Annotated in this window: 17 protein-coding genes; 6 read left to right on the top strand and 11 right to left on the bottom strand. The window is 71.0% G+C overall.

What is annotated here, in order from left to right; genetic code table 11:
* Positions 1–122 precede the first annotated feature (122 nt).
* Positions 123–1,196: a zinc-dependent alcohol dehydrogenase gene (locus tag AC5020_RS09090; protein ID WP_464988049.1), complete on the bottom strand. Its 1,074-nt coding sequence runs from the start codon at positions 1,194–1,196 to the stop codon at positions 123–125.
* A 98-nt stretch (positions 1,197–1,294) separates the two neighbouring features.
* Here AC5020_RS09090 and AC5020_RS09085 point away from each other — a divergent pair, with 98 nt between their 5' ends.
* A complete protein-coding gene (locus AC5020_RS09085) occupies positions 1,295–2,056 on the top strand; it encodes an SDR family NAD(P)-dependent oxidoreductase (protein WP_377018103.1) in 762 nt (253 codons plus the stop codon).
* 8 nt (positions 2,057–2,064) lie between these two features.
* On the opposite strand, the gene AC5020_RS09080 is transcribed toward AC5020_RS09085, so the two are convergent.
* From AC5020_RS09080 to AC5020_RS09070, 3 genes are read right to left on the bottom strand one after another with little or no spacing between them, the layout of a single operon-like run.
* Complete coding sequence (locus AC5020_RS09080) at positions 2,065–3,609, bottom strand: tripartite tricarboxylate transporter permease (RefSeq protein ID WP_464988048.1); 1,545 nt, start codon at positions 3,607–3,609, stop codon at positions 2,065–2,067.
* Between the two features lies 1 nt (position 3,610).
* On the bottom strand, positions 3,611–4,327 hold the full coding sequence (locus AC5020_RS09075) for a tripartite tricarboxylate transporter TctB family protein (RefSeq protein WP_464988047.1): 717 nt from the start codon (positions 4,325–4,327) through the stop codon (positions 3,611–3,613).
* The gene (locus AC5020_RS09070; protein WP_464988046.1) at positions 4,324–5,418 is read right to left on the bottom strand and encodes a tripartite tricarboxylate transporter substrate binding protein; all 1,095 of its coding nucleotides are present in this window, start codon (positions 5,416–5,418) and stop codon (positions 4,324–4,326) included. The genes AC5020_RS09075 and AC5020_RS09070 overlap by 4 nt, the downstream gene beginning before the upstream one ends.
* A 295-nt stretch (positions 5,419–5,713) precedes the next feature.
* Here AC5020_RS09070 and AC5020_RS09065 point away from each other — a divergent pair, with 295 nt between their 5' ends.
* Together AC5020_RS09065 and AC5020_RS09060 are read left to right on the top strand one after the other, a co-directional pair.
* A complete protein-coding gene (locus AC5020_RS09065; protein ID WP_377792440.1) occupies positions 5,714–6,658 on the top strand; it encodes a LysR family transcriptional regulator in 945 nt (314 codons plus the stop codon).
* Positions 6,655–7,899 (top strand): MFS transporter, encoded by a 1,245-nt coding sequence (locus tag AC5020_RS09060; protein WP_464988045.1) that lies wholly within the window; start codon positions 6,655–6,657, stop codon positions 7,897–7,899. The genes AC5020_RS09065 and AC5020_RS09060 overlap by 4 nt, the downstream gene beginning before the upstream one ends.
* A 78-nt stretch (positions 7,900–7,977) precedes the next feature.
* On the opposite strand, the gene AC5020_RS09055 is transcribed toward AC5020_RS09060, so the two are convergent.
* The 6 genes from AC5020_RS09055 to AC5020_RS09030 all read right to left on the bottom strand — a co-directional run bounded on the left by AC5020_RS09055 (position 7,978) and on the right by AC5020_RS09030 (position 14,681).
* A complete protein-coding gene (locus AC5020_RS09055) occupies positions 7,978–8,769 on the bottom strand; it encodes an SDR family NAD(P)-dependent oxidoreductase (RefSeq protein WP_464988044.1) in 792 nt (263 codons plus the stop codon).
* Positions 8,769–9,797 carry an NAD(P)-dependent oxidoreductase gene (locus AC5020_RS09050; protein ID WP_464988043.1) on the bottom strand — a complete coding sequence of 343 codons (1,029 nt, stop codon included), beginning with the start codon at positions 9,795–9,797 and terminating at the stop codon, positions 8,769–8,771. The genes AC5020_RS09055 and AC5020_RS09050 overlap by 1 nt, the downstream gene beginning before the upstream one ends.
* Positions 9,794–11,077, bottom strand: coding sequence for an alpha-hydroxy acid oxidase (locus tag AC5020_RS09045; RefSeq protein WP_464988042.1), 1,284 nt, complete (start codon positions 11,075–11,077; stop codon positions 9,794–9,796). Before AC5020_RS09045 ends, AC5020_RS09050 begins: the two co-directional genes overlap by 4 nt.
* A 127-nt stretch (positions 11,078–11,204) precedes the next feature.
* Positions 11,205–12,008: an SDR family NAD(P)-dependent oxidoreductase gene (locus tag AC5020_RS09040; RefSeq protein ID WP_377792430.1), complete on the bottom strand. Its 804-nt coding sequence runs from the start codon at positions 12,006–12,008 to the stop codon at positions 11,205–11,207.
* 148 nt (positions 12,009–12,156) lie between these two features.
* Complete coding sequence (locus AC5020_RS09035; RefSeq protein WP_464988041.1) at positions 12,157–13,713, bottom strand: GntP family permease; 1,557 nt, start codon at positions 13,711–13,713, stop codon at positions 12,157–12,159.
* Positions 13,714–13,760: 47 nt separating this feature from the next.
* A complete protein-coding gene (locus tag AC5020_RS09030) occupies positions 13,761–14,681 on the bottom strand; it encodes a sugar phosphate isomerase/epimerase family protein (protein ID WP_377792428.1) in 921 nt (306 codons plus the stop codon).
* A 239-nt stretch (positions 14,682–14,920) separates the two neighbouring features.
* Between AC5020_RS09030 and AC5020_RS09025 the strand changes: the two genes are divergently transcribed.
* The gene (locus AC5020_RS09025; protein ID WP_464988040.1) at positions 14,921–15,811 is read left to right on the top strand and encodes a hypothetical protein; all 891 of its coding nucleotides are present in this window, start codon (positions 14,921–14,923) and stop codon (positions 15,809–15,811) included.
* A 15-nt stretch (positions 15,812–15,826) separates the two neighbouring features.
* Positions 15,827–17,047: a toxic anion resistance protein gene (locus AC5020_RS09020; RefSeq protein WP_464988039.1), complete on the top strand. Its 1,221-nt coding sequence runs from the start codon at positions 15,827–15,829 to the stop codon at positions 17,045–17,047.
* A 30-nt stretch (positions 17,048–17,077) separates the two neighbouring features.
* On the opposite strand, the gene AC5020_RS09015 is transcribed toward AC5020_RS09020, so the two are convergent.
* Complete coding sequence (locus tag AC5020_RS09015; RefSeq protein WP_464988038.1) at positions 17,078–17,857, bottom strand: FadR/GntR family transcriptional regulator; 780 nt, start codon at positions 17,855–17,857, stop codon at positions 17,078–17,080.
* A 174-nt stretch (positions 17,858–18,031) separates the two neighbouring features.
* Between AC5020_RS09015 and AC5020_RS09010 the strand changes: the two genes are divergently transcribed.
* Positions 18,032–18,841 (top strand): sugar phosphate isomerase/epimerase family protein, encoded by an 810-nt coding sequence (locus AC5020_RS09010; RefSeq protein WP_464988037.1) that lies wholly within the window; start codon positions 18,032–18,034, stop codon positions 18,839–18,841.
* Positions 18,842–18,909: the final 68 nt, after the last annotated feature.

Genomic DNA, 18,909 nt, shown 5'->3' with positions numbered 1-18,909 from the left:
CGGATCATCTACGCCTGCTGGCGCGACGGAACGTGCTACGACCCCACCATCCACGAGCGGCGCAGAACCGACAGAAACGACCACAGCAGCGCTCTCACGGCCTAGAGGTTGACTCAGGGAACTCATGCAGCGTTCCCCTCGTGCTCCTCCTGCTGGGACGGGTCCTCCTGCTCGAAGCTCACCAGGATCTTGCCGGCCGGGCCCTTTCCGGCGGCCAGCCTCGCGAAGGACTCCTGGGCCTGCTCGGGCGGCACCACGTCGCTGACCAGCGGGGCCACATCGTCGGCGTGCGCCCCGATCCAGGCGGTGGCGTCGGCGAAATCCTGCGCGGTGTAGGTGAAGGACCCGTGGATGGTGCGCTCCTCGGTGCTGATGGCGAAGGCCGGCAGCTCCAGTCTGGGCGATCCCATGCCCACCAGGACGACTCGTCCGCCCAGCGACGTCGCGGAGAGGGCGTCGGCCATGGTGGCGCTGATGCCGACGGCGTCCACGGCGAGGCCGGCCGGGCCGCCGAGCGCGTCGGCCACGAGGTCGGCGGTGCTGCCCGCAGAGGGGTCGATGGGCTCTGCGCCGAGCGCCGCGACCAGCTCCCGGCGGGCGGGATCCATCTCGGAGAGCACGATGCGGTCGACCCCTGCCATCCGCAGGGCGATCACGACGCTCTGCCCGATCGGTCCGCCGCCGATGACCAGCACTTTCTCTCCCGCATCGGGCCGGCCCAGGCGCACCGCGTGGACGGCGACGGCCAGGGGCTCGACGAGCGCACCGAGGTGCAGGGGAAGCTCCGGATCCAGCAGGTGCACGTTGCGTGCGGGCACGACGAGGTAGTCCGCGAAGGACGCCTGGATCTCCTGGGCGACCCCGATGACCTGCTTGCCGGGAGCGTGCTGCTCGCGGCCGCGGTACTGCTCGGCCTGCTCCGGCGGCACCACCAGCGGGTTGAAGGTCGCGGGGGCGCCGACGGGCAGCTCGTCGGGATCGACCCCGTCCCCGAGGGCTGCGACGGTGGCGGCGGATTCGTGGCCCATGACCTGGCCGGGGACGCGGCGGCCGTTCTCGCCGGTGAACCCGTGGAAGTCGGAGCCGCAGATGCCGGTGGCCGCGATCCGCAGCAGCACCTCCCCGGGACCGGGGTCGGGACGATCCCTCTCGAGGACCTCCAGGCGGTGGTAGTCGGTCAGGACGAGTGCTCGCACGATGCTCCTTCGAGGGGTCGGGTGGTGGAAGCGTGGTGGTCCAGGGGCGGGAGGTCGCCTATCCTGCAGCGACGATCACTCGATGAGGAGGAGAGCCCATGACGGCGAACCAGGACGCGGAGTTCCAGGGCTTGAAGGCGCTGGTGACCGGCGGCGGGGCGGGCATCGGCGCGGCGACGATCCGAGCCCTGAGCGCGCGCGGAGCCTCGGTGGCGGCGCTCGATCTCGATCCCTCCGGCGCTCCCGAGGGGGCGCTGCGCATCCAGGTCGACGTCACCGACACCGAGGCGGTGCAGGCCGCCGTCGACCAGGCGGCCCATCATCTCGGCGGCCTGGACATCGTGATCAACAATGCCGGGATCGGGGCGCAGGGCCAGGTCGACGCCCACGACGACGAGGAATGGGCGCGGGTGCTGGATGTGAACGTCACCTCGGTGGCCCGCGTGACCACGGCCGCGCTCCCCCATCTGCGGCGCTCCGAGCACGCCGTGGTGGTCAACACCGCCTCGATCGCCTCCATGCTGGGACTGCCCGAGCGCGTGCTGTACTCCGCCTCCAAGGGCGCGGTGCAGGCGATGACCCTGGCCATGGCGGCGGACTGGGTGCGTGAGGGCATCCGGGTCAATGCCGTCGTCCCCGGCACGGCGAACACGCCGTGGATCGGCCGGCTGCTGGCCAAGGCCGAGGACCCGGTGGCGGAGCGGCAGGCGCTGGATGCGCGCCAGCCCCACGGCCGCATGGTCGAACCGGAGGAGGTGGCCGAGGCGCACTGCTACCTCGCCTCTCCGCGCAACCGCTCGACCACCGGGGTGCTGCTGCCGATCGACGGGGGGATGACGACGCTGCGTCCGCGCACCTGAGGCCGCGCTCACCGCTCGGCCTCGGCGGCCTGCAGCGCGGCGGCCCGCTCGGAGCGTCGGCCCAGCCATCCCATCAGCGGCACCGAGACGATCGCCGCGACCACGAGCAGGATGAGGACCGCGCTGATGGGGCGGGTGAAGAACTGGGTGAGATCCCAGTTGGTCTTGATCACCGACTGCATGAAGTTCTGCTCGACGATGGGGCCCAGCACGATGCCCAGCACCACTGGGGCCAGCGGGATGCTGCCCTTCTCGAAGAGGTACCCGAGCACTCCGAAGATCACCATCAACCCCACCTCGAGGTAGCCGTTGTTGATGGCGAACGCGCCGCAGATCGAGATGGCCACGATCAGCCCCATCAGCACCGAGCGCGGGATCCGCAGCACCAGTCCGGAGGCCCGGATCAGCAGGAAGCCGAGCGGCAGCAGCAGCAGGTTGGCGAGGATGAAGATCATGTACAGCGCGTAGAGCATGTCCGTCTGGTACAGGAACAGGTCCGGCCCCGGAGTGATGCCCTTGACCAGCAGCACGCCGATCAGGATCGCGGTGATGGTGTCGCCGGGGATGCCGAACGCGAGCGTGGGGACGTAGGCGGAGGCCACGCCGGCGTTGTTCGCGCTGGAGGCACCGGCGATGGACTCCACCCGCCGTTCGTCCGATACCTCGGCCGCGTTCTTCGCGGATCCGCGACGGCTGGTGGCACGGGTGAAGGCGTAGGCGATCCAGGCCGCGATGTCGGCCCCCGCCCCGGGCAGCGCCCCGACGACTCCGCCGATGCCCGAGCCCGCCGCGACGCGCCCCTTGTACCGCCACAGGGCACTGAAGGCCGGACGCACCGTGCCCTGACCGGCGATCTTCGGGATGGGCATCGACTCACCCCGGCGGGCGGTCACGGCACGCAGCACCTCGGAGAGGCCGAACAGGCCGATCATGGCGGCGATGAAGTCGACGCCGCGGTAGAGCTGCTCCTCCCCGAAGGTGAACCTCGGGTAGCCCAGGGTCACGTCGAGCCCGACGGTGGAGATCAGCAGCCCTGCCATCAGGGCGATCGCACCCTTGAGCTGGGAGCCCCGGGAGACGATCACGGCCGCAGTCAGGCCCAGCACGGCCACCCAGAAGTACTCGTAGCTGGTGAAGCGCAGGGCGAACTCCCCGAGCACCGGGGAGACGAAGATCAGCACCAGGGACCCGAACAGACCGCCGATCACCGAGCCGATCAGGGAGACACCGAGCCCGAGGGCGCCCTTCCCGTGCCGGGTCAGGGCGAAGGCGTCCTCGGTGTAGGCGGCGCTGGAGGGCGTGCCCGGGATTCTCAGCAGGGCACTGGGGACGTCTCCGGCGAAGATCGTCATCGCCGACATGGTGATGATGGCGGCGATGGCCGGCACCGGGTCCAGGAAGAAGGTGAAGGGCACCAGCAGGGCTGCTGCCAGGGTGGCGGTCATGCCGGGCAGGGAGCCGATGACCAGGCCGAAGAGCCCGGCCAGGACGACCACGAGGACCGTGGTGGGGTCGGCGACCAGCTGGAAGGCGCTCTGGAGGTCGTATCCCATCTCAGAACCCCCGGATGATGCCGTCGGGGAGCTGGACCATCAGGCCCTGCTCGAACATGGCCCACAGGGCGAGCGCGGTGACCACGCCGGTCGCCACGGCCACCCACCACTTCGCCCGCAGCGACCACACGATCGCGGTCACCAGCAGCGCCATGGTCAGCGGGAAGCCGAGCGTCTCGACGAGCAGCACGTACCCGACGATGCCGCCCATGAGGATCGCGCCGTTGATCCAGCGCCGCGCCCCGTCGGAGCCGATGTCGGTATCCATCACGGCCACGGTCTCCGGGGGCTCGGCCTCCGGCTCGGTGTCCGGTGAGGGCTGCGCCCCGGTCTCCGGCGCGGCGTCTTCGAGCGCGTCGGCCGCACTGTCCGCACCCGGCCCACCGGCCCCGGTGGGTGCTGTTCCGCTGGTCACCGCAGTCGTCGCGATGGCCGGGCCACCGGCCGCAGCGGCGGAGCGTATCTCGGCGAGCTCGTCGCGATGACGACGCTCGCGGCGTGCGGTGAGCACGCTGGTCAGGATCAGCAGGGCGCCGAAGAGGACCAGCAGGCCGCCGATCATCATCGGAAACAGACCGGGCCCGGGGATCCCCTCGCGGACGTAGGGCATCGCGGCGCCGTAGGGAATCACCGCGGCGCCGACCAGGACGGAGGCGGCGCCGATGATGACGTTCCCACGCATCGCCCCCGCCGTGTCGCTGTGTCGGGCGGTGCTCACTTGGCGAGTCCCGCTTCCTCCATGACCTCGCCCTTGGCGGCATCGTCCTCGCGCATGAGGGTCTGGAACTCCTCGGCGCCCGCGTACTTCACGCCCAGGCCGGTGTCGGTCATAAACTCGTTGAACTCATCGGACTCGGCGATCAGACCGAGGTGGCATTCGAGCTCCTCGACGATCGTGGGGTCGAGCTCCTTGGGTCCGGCGATGCCGCGCCACACGGTCATGGAATAGTCGGAGCCGAGCTGCTCCTGGAGGGTCTCGACGTCCGGGAAAGCGGGGTCGCGCTCCGTGCCCATCACGCCCAGGGCCTTGGCGCGGTCCGAGTCGAGCATGGTCTTGGATTCGCCGAGGGCGTTGGTGGTCATGTCGATCCCGCCGGCCACGAGCTCCTGGAGCGCGGGGGCCGCACCCTCGGAGGGCACGAAGTTCACGGCGTCGACGGGGATGTCGTTGTCGATGAGCATGCCCAGCAGGGCCAGATGCCAGATGCCTCCCTGCCCGGTGCCCGAGGCGGTCACCTCCCCCGGGTTCTCCTCGATGTAGGTCAGCAGCTCCTCCGCGTTCTCCCACTCGGCGTCGGCGGCGACGGTGATCCCCGCGCCGTCCTCGTTCATCTGGGAGATGGCGGTGAGGTCCTCGCCGCTGATCTCGGTCAGACCCTGGTGGTGCATCATGCCGATCTCCACGGTGACCAGGCCGAGGGTCTGCCCGTCGGGCTCTGCGTCGACCATCGCCTGGTGGCCGACGACGCCGGAGCCGCCGGTGCGGTTGACGACGTTGACGCTCGTCTCCATCTGGCCGGACAGCTGCTCGCCGATGAGGCGAGCCACGCCGTCGGTCCCGCCGCCGGCGGCCCAGGGGACGATCAGTTCGACGGGGCCATTGGGGTACTCGGCGTTGACGTCGTTGCAGGCCTGGAGAGCATCGCCGTCCACGGAGCCTCCGCCCGAGCCGCCCGAGCAGCCGACGGCGACCAGGGCGAGAGCGGCGGCGCCGGCGATCCCGGAGACCAGGCGCCGCGGGACGCGGGGGGCGCCGGCGGGATCGACGCCGGGACGATCGGAACGTGAGGAAAGGTCGGTGCGCGTCATGGCTGACTCCACTTCATCGTGCGGGTCGGGGGTGAGGCCCATCGATGCGGAGCGACCGCCCGCACGGCTGTGTGCTGGGTCGAGAGAGCCACTCGTCATCGAGGTGCTTCGACGCTACCAACGCCCGGACCCGGGGTCGCCCCCCGAGCGATCCGAGATCCGGAAATCCTATATACAATATTGATATGTGGGTCACACCGGGCCTCTGACCAGGAACCATGCTGCGGCCCGAGCTCAGGGTGCACTCGAGCGTGACCCGCTGCGATCAAGGACGACCACTCCCCAGGAGGAAGCGATGCCCCGCGTCGACCAGACGGACTGGCTGGAGACCTTCGTCGCGGTCATCGATCACGGAAGCTTCTCGGGTGCCGCACGCGCCCTGCACCGCGCGCAGTCCCGCGTGAGCACGCATGTCGCAGCGCTCGAGCGTGCCCTGGGCGGCACGCTGGTGGACCGCAGCCACCGCCCGATCGGGCCGACGGAGCTCGGCACGGCCTTCCTCCCCCACGCCCGCAAGGTTCTGGAGGCGCTCGAGCGCGGAGCGGAGGTGGTCGATCAGCACACCGGCACCCCGCGCGGGCGGGTCGTGATCGGCTGCCATCCCAGTGTCAGCGCGGGGTTCCTGCCCGCCGTCCTCGCCGCGGTCCACGCCGAGCATCCGCACATCCGGATCGAGCTGACTGAGCTGACCACGCAGGACCTCATCTCCGGCATCGTCGCCGGCCGGTTCCACATCGCCATCCACTCGCTGGCCGGTGATCCGCCGCCCGAGGACTTCGAGAGCGTGCATCTGTGGACCGAGCGCTACGTCGCGATCGTGCCTCCTCAGCATCCGCTGGCGCAGCTCGGCCCGAGGACCGATGGAGGGCTGGACCCGTGCCTGATCACCGAGCATCCCCTCATCGCAGTGGCGCAACCGGGGGCGGAGATCGATCCGGACACCGGCAGCGCACTGCACGCCTGGGGCCTGGAGATCCCCGTGGCCTGGCAGACCGAGCAGCCGCAGACCGTCGCGAATCTCGCCAAGGCCGGCCTCGGGGTGGGTGTGCTGAACGCACTGGCGGCGACCATCTCCGATACCAGCGAGCTCGATGTCATCCCGGTGGGCAGGATCGGCGAGGGACGGAAGGTCGCCGCCACCCGTGACCGGCGGACGGCCTCCTCCCCCAGCGTCGACGTCGTCTACCGGGCGATCCTCGAGACGCCGCCACCCGACGGCGTGCTGCCGGGAGCACGGTGACCGCGGCACCGCGCCTCGGCCGCGCCCACCTCGTCTGGGCCGTCGGTGTCCTCGCCTACCTGTGCGCCGTCTCCGGCCGCGCCTCGTTCGGGGTGGCCAGCGTGGAGGCGTCGGAGCGCTTCGATGTCAGCGGCGCCGTGCTGAGCCTGTTCGGGGTCGTCCAGCTCGGAACGTACGCGGCGGCCCAGATCCCCGCCGGGCTCCTGCTGGACCGCATCGGCCCGCGCCGCATGCTGATCCTCGGGGCGGTGACCATGGCCGTCGGGCAGGGGCTGCTCGCCGTCGCCACGGACGTGCCCACTGCCCTGATCGCACGCATGCTCACCGGCGTCGGCGACGCCGCCACGCTGATCAGCGTGGTGCGGCTGACCGCGACCTGGTTCCGCTCGGGTCAGGTCCCTGTGTTCACGCAGCTGGCGGCGATGATCGGCCAGTTCGGCCAGGCCGTGGCGGCGGTACCGTTCCTCGCCTTGCTGGTGGCGGCCGGATGGACCACGGCGTGGGCCTCTCTGGCCGCTCTCCTGCTGGTCAGCGTGCTGCTGGTGATCGCCGTCGTCCAGGATGAGCCGCCCGGGGACGACGGCCACACCGTTCCCGTGCCGTCTCGCCCGGGTCAGGTTCTGCGGGAGGTGTTCACCTCCCGCGCCGCCTGGTCGGGGTTCTTCCTGCACTCGCTGACGCTGCTGAGTGTGAACTCGTTCCTGTTCCTGTGGGGCGTGCCCTTCATGACCGAGGGCCATGGGCTCGCGCCTGCCGAGGTGGGGACGCTGCTGACCCTCAATGTCGTCGTCATGGTGGCGGTGGGCCCGATGATCGGCGTGCTCACCGGCCGCTTCCCCCGGCATCGTGCTCGGCTCGGCTGGATCGCCGGCGGAATCCTCACCCTGGTCTGGACCCTGACTCTGCTCGCGCCCGGGCATCTCTCCGCCGGGCAGCTTCTGCCGCTGATGGTCGCCTTGGCGATCGGTGCGGCGACCTGTCCGGTCGGCTTCGACCTCGCGCGCACGGGAGTCTCCTCACGGGCGATCGGGACCGCCACAGGGATGGTGAACATCGGCGGGTACTCCACGTCGTTGCTCGCCGTCCTCCTGATCGGGGTGGTGCTGGACGTGCTGGCCCCCGACCGTTCCGCCGGGCTCGCGGACTACCGTGCCGCCTTCGCCGCCGTCGGCGTGCTCATGCTCGGTGCGGCGATCGGGCTGCTCTGGACCACCCGATCACGCCGTGCCACGACGCGTTGACCAGGCGTCGTCCCACGCTGCTCCAAGAACTCACTGGCCGGTCGGCCAGCGTAGGCGCGCCCCGGTGTCCGGGGCCCCTCAGCCCACCCGCAGCCCGCCGTTGAGGTTGTAGGTCGCCCCGGTGGTGAACCCGCCGTGGGGGCCGACGAGGAAGGCGACCAGCTCGGCCAGCTCCTCGACGGTGCCGAGCCGCCCGACGGGAGTACGGGCGACGAACTGCTCGCGACGCTCCCCCTCGAGGCGGCCGCCCATGATGTCGGTGTCGATGTTGGCCGGGGCGATCGCGGCGGTGGTGACGCCGGTGCCGGCGACCTCTTTCGCGAGCCCGCGGATCAGACCCTCGACGCCGGCCTTGGAGGCCGCATAGGCCGAGGTCGAGAAGTTCCCACCGCCGTCCTGCGCGGCGGTCGAGCTCATCGCGACGATCCGCCCCAGGCCCTGCTCGAGCATCCTCGGGAGCACGCGCTGGGCGAGGTGGAACGTGCCCAGGGTGTTGATCGACAGGGTGTGCAGAAAGTCTGCGCTGGTCAGCTCGAGGAAGGGCGTCGGGTTCGCGATCCCGGCGCAGCTGACGAGCGTACCGATCGGGGCGACCGCAGCGTCGTCGACCGCGGCGACGGCCGCGCCGACACTGGCCTCGTCGGCGATGTCCGCCTGCGACGTGGCCACGCTCGGTGATCCGGCGGCGCGGGCCTGCTCGGCGGCCTCGGCGAGCCCGTCGGCGTCCAGATCCAGCAGTGCCAGCGGGCGGCCGTCGCGCGCCAGCCGCAGCGCCACACCGCGGCCGATGCCGCGCTCGGAGGCGGCGCCGGTCACGAGCGCGGTGAGTTCGCAGATGCGGGCCTCATCGGCCGCGGAGCGCTCGCCCATCAGGCCTCTCCCGCCAGGGTCGGCTCTCCCGCAGCCCCACCGCGCGGGGCATTGACGACGTGGTGCGGGGTGCGGCCGGCAGCCATCGCGATGACCTCGCCGAGCGCCTCGGCGCCGACGGCATCGGTGAAGTCCTGGGTCCAGCACAGCGAGTGCGGGGAGAGCACCACGTTCTCCATGCCGATCAGCGGGCTGTCGGCCGGGAGCGGCTCGACCTCGAACACGTCGAGGCCGGCGCCGGCGATGCGTCCCTCCTGCAGCGCGGTGATCAGGGCCGGCTCATCGACGACGGCGCCGCGGGCGATGTTGACCAGGAACGCGGTCTCCTTCATCGCCGCCAGCTCGCGCGCACCGATGAGGTGACGGGTCTCCCCCGTCGCGGCGACGGTGACGATGAGGTAGTCGCTGCGGGCGATGACCTCGTCCAGCGCGAGCTGGCTGATGCCCGTCTCGGCGCAGAACTCGGGACGCGGTGAGCGGTTCCAGGCCACCACCTCGAGGTCCAGCGCCCGCAGCTGGCGCACGGTCTCCTGCCCGATGCCGCCGAGACCGATCACGCCGATCGTGGCCGCGGCCAGGCCGGGGCCACGGTAGTCGGCCTTGCGGTCCCAGTCGGCCTCGCGCACCAGGCGATCCTTGGGCAGCAGGTTGTGGGCGAGGGCGAACATGAAGGTCAGCGCGGTGTGCGCCATCGGCACGCGCAGTCCGGTGGGGGCGTTGGTGACGGTGATCCCGCGCTCGTCGCACGCGGCGAGGTCCACGGAGTCGTAGCCGGCGCCGAAGCGGGCCACATGCTTCAGCGTGGTCACGCCCTCGAGCTGGTCCCGGCCGAGCGGCGTGCCGCTGAGCAGCAGCACCGCGTCGTAGCCCTCGAGCTCCCCGGCACGCAGCGGGACGCCGCCCTCGCCGACCAGGGACCACTGGATGCCGTGCTCGGCGAGCGCGCCCAGGCCGATATCGCCGTAGACGGTGGTGCCGTCGGCCTCGGCGTAATCGGCGGTGACGGCGAGCTTCCAGGTGCTGGTCATGGGGTGAACTCCTCGGTGACGTCGGCGGGCTCGGGTTCGCGGTGCCGGCCGTGGCCGTGCCAGGCCTCGGGGTAGTCGACGAAGCTGCGGTCCAGCGCGTCGATGCTGGTCGCGCCGAGCTGGCCCATGGCCAGCGCCAGCTCGCCGTCGAGGATGTCCAGCACGCGCAGCACGCCCTTCTCCCCCGCGGCGGCGTTGCCGTAGCCCCAGGCCCGGCCGATGGAGACGAGGTCCGCGCCGACGGCGAGGGCCTTGGCGATGTCGTCGCCGGTGCGCACGCCGGAATCGAACACGACGGTCATGCGGCCGTCGACGGCGTCCACGATCGAGGGTAGGGCGCGGATGGAGCTGGGCGAGGAGTCGAGCTGGCGACCCCCGTGGTTGGAGACGTAGACCCCGTCGGCCCCGACCTTCAGCGCGCGCAGCGCGTCCTCCGGGGTGAGGATGCCCTTGATGTAGAGGGGGCCGTCCCACTGACGCCGTACCTGTTCGATGTTGTCCCAGGTCAGGGTGAGGTTGGTGAGGTGCTTGTTGACGAACTCCTGGTGCGAGACGGCGTTGTCGCCCTGGATCTCGTCCTTGAGGTTGCGGAACCCGATCGCCGGGGGCCGCATCACCGCTCGGGTCCAGTCGAGGTGACGGATCGCCTGGACGGCATTGCGGGGGGTGATCTTCGGCGGGATCGACATGCCGTTGCGGTGGTCGCGGTACCGCTTCCCGTTCAGGGGCACATCGACGGTGACCACGAGCGCCTCGGCGCCGATGGCCTTGGCTCGGGTGATGAGGCTGGAGACGATGGCCTCGGACTTGTACATGTACAGCTGGTACCACAGCGGCCCCGTCGCCTGGTCGGCGAGCTCCTCCATCGCCCAGTTCGAGGCCGTGGAGATGGTGAAGGGGATGTTCGCCCTGCCGGCGGCGCGGACCGCCCCGAGCTCGCCCTCGCCGCCGATCATGCGCTGCAGGCCCAGCGGGCCGAGTACGTAGGGACGATCCAGGGTCATGCCGTCGACGGTGGTGGAGGCGTCGACGTGGGAGATGTCGGTCAGCCAGCGCGGTCGGAAGAGCACCTCGCGCAGGTCCTCCACGTTCGCCTCGCGGGTCAGCTCGTGGTTGGAGGCTCCGTCGATGATGTCGAAGGCCATCGTGGGCAGGCGTCGCCTGGCGAGCAGGCGGATGTCCTCGATGGAGGGAGCGGATTCCAGCGGGTCCAGGCGGAGACCGCCGGCGGCGAGCATCCTCGCGAATTCCAGGGCGCCGGACAGTGTCGAATCGGCCATGGGTGGGCTCTCCTGTGGGGGCGGTGACGTGGGGGCGCCGAGAGCGCGACGGCGCGGGATGGCGCCGGACGGCGCGGGGCAGGGCAGGCAGGGCGAGCCCCGAAGAGGACCTCCGGGGCCCGGCCCGTCAGTGCATGTGCTTGCCGCCGTCGACGCTGATGGAGGTGCCGTTGACGTAGCTCGAGTCCTCGCTGACCAGGAAGTTGATCAGTCCGGCGACCTCCTCGGGCTGGCCCACGCGGTGCAGCGGGATGTTGGAGGACATGCCTTCCTTGCGCTCATCGGTGAGGGTGCCGCCCATGATGTCGGTGTCGATGGGCCCGGGCAGGATCACGTTGGCGGTGATGCCGTACTGGCCGAGCTCGCGGGCGGTGCCGCGGGTGAGGCCCTGCACGGCGGCCTTCGCCGCGGCGTAGCCGGTCTTGGAGAAGGTGCCGCCGCCGTCGAGCGCGGTGATCGAGGAGGTGTTCACGACGCGCCCGCCGAAGCCGCCGTCGATCATGCGCTTCGCCGCGGCCTGGGTCATCAGCAGGGTGCCCTTGCCGTTGACGTCCATGACCTTGTCCCAGATCTCGCCGGTCAGCTCGAAGATCGTGTGCGGGCTGGGGATCCCGGCGAGGTTCACCAGGGCGGCGATGGGTGGCATCTCGGCGTCGATGCGTTCGAAGGCGGCGTCCACGGCGGCCTGATCGCTGACGTCGACGGCCACGCCGATCACCTTCTGAGCGGCCCCGTCGGGGAGCTCGCCGCTCAGCTCGGTGGCGAACTGCTCCACGGCAGCACCGTCGAGGTCGGCGGCGACCACGCTCCAGCCTTCGCTGACGAGCTTGCGGACGACGCGGCGGCCGATGCCGCGCTCGGCGCCGGCACCGGTGACGATCGCGGTGCGCTCGTCGGGGAAGGGCTGGATCCTGGTGTTCTCGAGGGTCATGGGGTCGGTTCTCCGTCCGGTCGGGATCTGGTGGGTTGCGATGGGTCGGTCGTGCGGGTCGGAGGGGCTGGCAGGGGTCGGGGGATCGGCAGGGGCAGGGGGCCGGTGGGGCAGAGGAGGGCGGGCCCCACCGGCCGGGTGGCCAGCGTCAGCCGCCCGCTCCCAGGACGAGGCTGAGGACGAACAGCATCGGGATCGAGGCCGCCCACATCACGGTGGTCATCCCGGAGTGGGCCTTCAGGGCCGCGGTGCCCTCGAGGCCGAGGAAGCGGGTGACGACCCAGAAGTAGGAGTCGTTGAAGTAGCTGCACACCATGGCGCCGGCGACGCAGGCCATCACCGCGACCAGAGGGTCCAGGCCGATCGTGCCCATTACCGGTGCGGTGACGGAGGCGGCGGTGATCATGGAGACCGTGCCGGAGCCCTGCGCGATGCGCACGATCGAGGCGATCAGGAAGGGCAGCAGGAACGAGGGCAGCGGGAGCCCGCCGATCGCCTCGGCCAGCGCATCGCCGATACCGGTGTCGCGCAGCACCTGGCCCAGGCCGCCGCCGGCGCCGGTGATCAGCAGGATCAGGCCTGCGTCGGCCGCGGCGTCGCCGAGCCACTTGTGGCTCTTCTTGCGCGGCGTCCAGCGCGGCAGCAGCAGGTAGACGGCCATCACCAGACCGATCAGCAGCGCAATCACCGGGTCGCCGAGGAAGATGAAGGGCCCGGCCCATCCGGAGGGCTCGTAGTCCTCGGGCAGGGCCACGCCCTGGGCTTCCATGTCGAGGGCGGAGACGACCGTGTTCATCACGATCAGCACGATCGGCACCACCAGGGGCAGCAGCCCGACCACGGGGCCGACGCGGTGGGGCGGCTCCCCCGCAGGCGGCTCGCCGAGCTCGGCGCCGGTCCCGAGACCGTCCAGGCCTGCCGCGCCGTCGGACCCGTCGGACCCGTCGGGCCCCTCCGGCGCCGGCCCGTCGGCGACCGGGGTTCGGGGTCCCGGCCCGCCGCCCGCAGGGCCGCCGGTCGCGACGGCCACGGCCGAGCGATCCTCGCGCACGTTGCCGTACACGGCTTCCTGGACCTCGGCATTGATCACCGGTTCGACCCGCGGACCGATCCACTTCGCGTAGAGGGTGACGACCGGGATCATCAGCACGGTGAACACGAGGCCGGTGAGGATGACGGAGCCGACGTTGACGCCGAGCAGCCCGGCCACGCCGAGCGGGCCCGGGGTGGGCGGGACGAAGTGGTGGGTGATGACCATGCCGCCGGCCAGCGCGATGCCCACGGTGGCGTAGCCGTACTGCTTGACCCTGGCGATGGCGCGAGCCAGCGGGTTCATGATCACGTAGCCGGAGTCGCAGAACACCGGCACCGAGATCAGCGCACCGATGCTGGTCATGGCCCAGGGCTCACGGCCCTTGCCGAACAGGCGCAGGAACGCCATCGCGATGGCCTGCGCGGCGCCGGAGACCTCGAGGATCTTGCCGATGGCCACGCCGAGGCCGATCACGATGCCGATGGAGGCCAGCGTGTTCCCGAACCCGGTCTTGATGGATTCGACGATGGCCGGCAGCGATTGACCCGCGATGAGACCGACCACCACGGAGGCGATCAGCAGGCCGGCGAACGCGTCCAGGCGGGTGCGCAGGACGATGACGATGATGAGCGCGATGCCGACGAGCAGCGCGATGAGCAGGACGGGATCCATCAGAACTCCTTCGTTCCTCGGACGTCAGGGGCGTGCGCCCCGGGGCCTCATGCTAGAGCCGAGCTCAGCACCTGCCTGATGTAGTGCACGTTCTCGGCGATGACGCCGAGGGAGTCGGAGCCGTAGTGCTCGCAGCAGAACGGACCCGTATAGCCGAGCTCGAGGGCGCGGCGGATCACGGAGCGGTAGTTGATGTAGCCGTACTTCAGCGGCATCGGCGCCGAGGAGTAGGCGCCGGTGGCGGTGTCGTAGTCGCGGGTGTAGTTCTTGATGTGCCAGAAGTTCGAGTGGGGCAGGACCTTCTCGAAGATGTCCTGCCAGGGCTCGACCTCGCGGTGCAGGCGCACCAGGTTGCCGACGTCGGGGTTCAGGCCGACGGCCTCGTGGTCGACGTCGGCCAGGAAGGCGACGGCGTCATCGGCCGTGCCGACGTAGGTGTCCTCGTACATCTCGAGGCTGACCTGGATGCCCTGCGCCTTCGCGGCATCCCCGAGGGTGCGGATGCGTTCGATGGCCAGGTCGCGCAGGGCCGGATCGTCGTGGTGGCCGTCCTCGAGCCAGAACCAGATGGCCTTGCTCTGGGCCTCGGTGAGGGCCTGCATGAAGCCGGTGTTGACGACGCTCACGCCGAAGCTCGGGGCGAGTTCGATGAACCGCAGCGCGTCGGCGAGGTTCTGCTCCCCGTGGCGGGCGTCGACGACGGAGTTGCGCGTCATGGAGATCGAGGACAGCGACAGACCCTCCCCGTCGAGCACGCTGCGGAACTCCTCGAGGCGCTCATCGCTGAGCTTGGCCAGCGGCAGCCAGGCATCGGTGGGGTCGATCTGGTCGACACCGAGCTCCTTGACCTGGCGCAGCTGCGAGGCCCAGACGGAGGACGGGGCCTCCAGGGTCGGGGTGCCGTCCGAGGTGGTGTTCCCGAACGACAGCATGTTGGCCCCGATCGGCCAGTTCTCCGCGGTGAACATCGCTGTCCCTTCAACGTCGACGGTGTCTCGACGTGGATCCTATAGGATCATCGCGGCGGTGTGAAGGGCGACGGCGTCAGCGCCCCGGCATCGTGGCGGGCGTGAAGGGCCGGGTGTGAAGGGCGCAGCCATGTTCCCTCCCAGCCGATCGCGATAGCCTTCCGACAAGCCGACGACGGGGCGCTCGGGCGGCTCCCGGGCCCCGCGCCGGCTCCGCCTTCCGAGAGATCGGGTTACCTGTGCACGAGGGGAACGATCGCCCGGCCCACCGGCCGGACACCGGGGACGGCACGTCCCCCGATCCCGTCGCGCCCGGCGACCGCGACCTGCCGTGGAAGGCCACGCCCGAGCGCCGGGACCTGTGGGGACCCGCCCGGCGCCCGCTTCAGGGCACCGTCCACCCGCCCTCCGAGACCGCATTGGACCGCCCGCGGCGTCGGGGCGGCCTGCTCTGGGTGGGGGCGCCTCTCCTCGCCGGTGGCGCCGCCGGCCTCACCAGCCTTGTGCTCGGCCTCGGCAACGTCATCGCCGGCCCCCTCGACACGGTCGGGGTCGCCCTCGGCGTGGGCGCGCTCGTCGCCGGCGGCAGCGGTGCGCTGGCGCGTGCGCTGCGGCCGAAGCCGGCGCTGCTGAGCCCCGTCGGCCCCGACGTCCCCGAGACCACGCGCGAGACCCTCGAAGGGATCCTGGAGGCAGCGGCCCGCACCCGGGAGCGCACCACCGCACTGCGTGAGCGCGCCTCCGACCCCGCCGCACGGCTCGCACTGGACCACGTCGACTCCCTGCTGGAGCGCATCGAGACCCTCGTGGGCTCGGAGACGATCCAGGCGCGGCGTCCCTACGACGGCGACGTCACCATGCTCGAGGGCATGGCCACCCGGTACCTGCCGGACCTGGTCGACGCCGCCGAGGACACCATCGGCTTCCTCGCCTCCTTCGCCGGCGCAGCCCGCCAGGAGGCGCTGGAGAACCTCGGCACCATCGACCAGCAGCTGAGCGTGCTGGACGAAGGGCTCGAACGCATCGAGGCGGACATCGTCGCCGGGGTCTCCCGCGACCTCGACGTCCACGCCGAGTTCCTGCGCTCACGCTTCGCCGACCAGCACCTGAACCCGATCATCGACGTCTGATCCGAAGGAGACCCCATGGACAAGCTCGAACCGCCGGAACCCGCCGAGGAGATCGTCCCCTCCGAGCCCGTGGAGGAGGTCAGCGAGGACAAGGCCGTCTCCCTCCTGCCCGACCTCCCTGCCGAGCAGCACCAGGAGCTGGAGGCCAAGGCGAATTCCTGGCTCGACACCGTCACCTCGCTCAATCCGCACTCCCAGGAGTTCACCGCGGAGGTCGCGGCCATCGGCTCGGTGGCCCGCCGCACCTTCGAGCGCACCAGCACCACCTCCTCGCGCTTCATGGAGCAGTCCCTGCGCGACGCCCGCGACAGCGGCGACGCCCAGCAGTCCGTCTCCAAGTCCCTCGTGGACCTGCGCACCACCATGGAGGACCTCGCCCCGCAGGAGGACACCTTCGCCTCGAAGGCACTGTCCTTCCTGCCGGGGATGGGAAGCGCCAAGCGCTATTTCCGGCGCTTCGAGTCCAACCAGAAGCAGCTCGACGAGGTGCTCCAGGCCCTGGGTCGCGGCCAGGAGATGCTCCAGCGCGACAACGCGGAGCTCACCGTGGAGCGCCGGTCCCTGTGGGAGGACCTCGGCGCCCTCCAGAAGGCCTCCCACCTGCTCGGTCTTCTCGACGATCAGGTGGTGCGCCGCGCCGAGCGGTCCCGCGCCGAGGGCAAGGCCGAGGTGGCCGACGCGCTGGAGCGCGACGTGCTGTTCGCCGTGCGCCAGCGCCGGCAGGACATGGCCACGCAGATCGCCGTGACCGTCCAGGCCTACATGGCGATGGGATTGATCGAGGACAACAACACGAAGCTCGTCCAGGGGGTCGATCGCGCCCGGACCACCACCGTCACCGCGCTGCGCACCGCCGTGATCACGGCCCAGGCGCTGGAGAACCAGAAGATCGTGCTGGACCAGATCGACGCGGTCAACCGCACCACCGACGACCTGATCGACCGCACCTCCGAGATGCTCTCGAAGAACACCGTGCGCATCCAGGAGCAGGCGGCGACCTCGGGTGTCTCCCCCGAGACCCTCGAGCGGGCCTTCGACAACCTCTTCACCACCATGGACGGCCTGGATGCGTTCCGCACCAAGGCCAACGAGTCCATGCTGACCACCGTGAACGCCCTCGAGCACCAGGTCGAGCGCGCCCAGCCGTACCTGCGGCGCATGCAGCAGGAGCCGGCCGAGGAGATGAACCTCGAATCGGCCAGCGACCTGCTCTCGATCGAGGACGAGACCCGCTGACGGCGCGGCCGCCGTGGCCGCCTTCGGTGGTCAGTCGGTCGCTGTGTCCTCCCGGAGGATGCGCTCGGTCGCCGTGGCCATGTGTCGTTCCATCGCCTCGGCGGCCGCCGTCGCGTCCCCGGCGGCGATGGCGCGCGCGATGACGTCGTGCTCCTCGATCGCACGGTCGATGTCCTCGCGATTGTCGACGGCACGGTCGAACCAGACCCGCAGCAGGGATCGGGTGGTGGCCAGCAGCTCGCCGATCAGGCCGTTGCCGGCGATCTGGGCGAGCACGCGATGGAAGGCGACGTCGGCCGCGACATACCCCTCGGCATCATCCGCGGCCGCACGCTGCTCCTCGACCAGACGCACCAGCTCGGCCTTCTGCTCCGCGCTCGCACTGAGCGCGGCGAGCTGGGCGGCCGAGCGTTCCAGCGCTCCGCGCACCACGCTCAGCTCCGCCGTGCGCTCCTGATCCATCAACAGGGACCACGACAGCGTGCTGGGCAGCAGCTCGGAGGTGTTCGAGCGCAGATACGTTCCTGACCCGGCACGGGTCTCGACGACGCCGAGCACCTCGAGCGCGGAGATCGCTTCGCGCACCGCGCTGCGTCCCACCCCGAGGCTCTCGGCGAGTGCGCGCTCCCCCGGCAGGCGGTCCCCGGGGCGCATCGACTCGCCCAGCAGAAGGTCCAGGAGACGGTAGGTCACGGCGCTGCTGGGTGAGCGACTGAGCCCGGCGGGCACGGCACGGCCGGGGCCGAAGCGCGGGGGCGCGGTTCCGTCGTCGTCCTCGGGCCCGGGGGCAGCTGGCGAAGGGGTGCTCACAGTGCCACACAGTACCGGGGAGGCCCTCTCCGGCCCATCTCGACGGCCCGGAGATTGTCCAACCGGTTGACCAATTACGGGGCGCGGGTCTAGTGTGCTCGTCGTCCGGGGTGCGAGCCCCTTCGCGCCCCGGACCCTCAGCACACCGCGACCGCACGACGGAGTGACCCGCGCATGAAGATCGGTATCGGCACCTACGCCCTGTTCTGGGAGTTCCAGGACGTCAACCCCGACCCGCTGGACATCCCCGGCATGATCGACCGCGCCGCCGAGCTGGGCTGCGACGTGTTCCAGATCTGCGACGACCCCCGGATCGAGGCCGAGGGTCCGGCCGGCCTGGCCGCCCTGCGCGAGCACGCCGACGCCCACGGGCTCGAGCTCGAGCTCGGCACCCGCACCATCGACCGGGAACACCTGGGCCGCTACGTCGGCATCGCCGAGGCGCTCGGCGCCCGCACCCTGCGCTCAATGATCCAGACCCACGAGATCGCCGACGGAGTCGAGTCCGCCGCCAAGGAGCTCCGCGCCACCCTCCCCCGCCTCGAGGGCGCCGGCATCACCCTCGCCCTGGAGACCTACGAGCAGGTGGCCACCGCGACGCTGCTCGAGGTGATCGACCGGATCGGCTCGCCGCGAGTTGGCATCTGCCTGGACCCGGCCAACTGCGTCGCCGCGCTCGAGCACCCGAAGCAGGTCGTCGAAGCCTGCGCCGCGCACACCGTGAACCTCCACGTCAAGGACTTCGCCTTCACCCGCCAGGAGGGATGGGTGGGCTTCGCCTACACCGGCGCCCCGCTCGGGGAGGGACTGCTCGACCTCGACCACGAGCTCGGTGCCGTCTACGCCGAGGGGTCGCCCAGCGCGATCGTCGAGCACTGGCTGCCCTGGCAGGGCGACCTCGACGCCACCCTGGCTGCCGAGCGCGACTGGACCGAGCGGGCCCTGGCGGCGCTGCGCAGCCGGCGCGACGCCCTCACCAGCTGAGTACCGACCTGCGACCGCACGTCCCGCGGTCGCCCCGTACCGCGCCCCGAGCCGGAGCGCGCCACCCA

It is taken from the genome of Brachybacterium sp. SYSU DS0246 (genome assembly GCF_059391765.1).
The sequence above is the reverse complement of the archived record's forward strand: the minus strand, read 5'-3'. Positions and strand labels throughout refer to the sequence as shown.